At 38.0% G+C, this 1,473-nt stretch carries 1 protein-coding gene and 1 pseudogene; both read left to right on the forward strand.

Going from position 1 to position 1,473, the window contains the following annotated elements; all coding sequences use genetic code 11:
- Positions 1-52 precede the first annotated feature (52 nt).
- Positions 53-616, forward strand: coding sequence for a helix-turn-helix domain-containing protein (locus LXM54_RS27605; protein ID WP_233319543.1), 564 nt, complete (start codon positions 53-55; stop codon positions 614-616).
- Positions 577-1,443: pseudogene (locus tag LXM54_RS27610) on the forward strand (IS3 family transposase); the annotation flags it as partial. The gene LXM54_RS27605 and the pseudogene LXM54_RS27610, both read left to right, overlap by 40 nt.
- Positions 1,444-1,473: the final 30 nt, after the last annotated feature.

Here is a 1,473-nt window from a genome sequence, read left to right on the forward strand (position 1 = left end):
AGTGCTGCACCCCAAAAGTTAGAGTTGAAATCTAACTTTTGGGGTGTTTTTTATGGCTAAATATAGTGGGAATTTCAAACTGAAAATTGTACAAGAGTATTTGAAAAGTGCTTTAAGTTATGACCGATTGGCGCAAAAATACAGTATTCCATCTTCTTCGCCAATTAAGAATTGGGTAAGTGCTTATAAAGCTTTTGGCGAGGAAGGGTTACAACGGAAAATAGTTAATGAGGAATACCCTGTTCAATTCAAATTGGATGTATTACACTTTATGAAACAAACAGGTGCTTCTTTTCAAGAGACAGCGATTCAATTTAGGATAAATAATCCGAGTTTAATCGCCAATTGGAACAGTAAATTAGAAAAAGAAGGAATAGAGGGCCTGCAACAAAAAGCAAAGGGGCGCCCGTCTATGTCTAAAAAACCAAAAACAACAGCGAATAAACAGAATAAACCAATGTCACGTGAGGAACAGTTAGAACGTGAAAATGAAATGCTTCGTTTAGAGGTTGCCTATTTAAAAAAGTTAAAGGCTTTTCGAGAGAATCCGGATGCCTTCCTCGAAAAGCACAAGCAGCCATCGCCTTCGAACTTAAAGAAGAAGGATTCCGATTAAAAGATGTCTTAACACAAGTGGAAATTCCAGAGGCAACGTATCATTATCAAATCAAACAGATGAAACAAAAGAATCCAAATGAAACGTGGGAAACGCTGATTTTAGAGACGTTTGAGAAGCATGAAGGCAGATATGGTTACCGTCGTATTCATGCGGAATTGAAAACGCAAGGTTACCCTGTTAACCATAAGAAAGTACAACGTATCATGAAGAAACTAGGTTTGAAATGCGAAAAATTCGTGCGTAAATCACGCTACAAATCGTATAAAGGTACGGTTGGGAAAGTGGCGAAAAATCGTTTGAACCGTCGTTTCCACACACCACATACCCTTCAAAAAGTTGTGACCGACGTAACGGAATTCAAATGTACAAATGATGAGAAGTTGTATTTAAGCCCTATCATGGATTTATATAACGGCGAAATTATTGGGTTTAGTATGTCTAAAAGTCCAACGCTGGAATTTGTGATGGATTCATTAAAACAGGTGCTTCCTATTATTCAAGAGCGTGCCAAATATAGAACAACCATTCACTCCGATCAAGGCTGGCACTATCAGCACTACAAATGGGTACACACATTGAAAGAAAATAAGATGTACCAAAGCATGTCTCGCAAAGCAACATGTGCAGACAATGCAGCAATGGAAAACTTCTTTGGCTTACTGAAGCAGGAAATGTATTACGGAGAACAATTAATTTCTTATGAAGCATTGAAGATGAAGATTGAGAAGTACATCCATTACTATAACAACGATCGAATTAAACAAAAACTGGCCGGCATGAGTCCGGTAAAATTCCGAACTCATGCCAGCCAATTAGCTGCGTAATAAAAACTCTAACTTTAAGGGGTCACTACC

Source organism: Bacillus sp. Au-Bac7 (genome assembly GCF_021341655.1).
GTDB lineage: Bacteria > Bacillota > Bacilli > Bacillales > Cytobacillaceae > Niallia.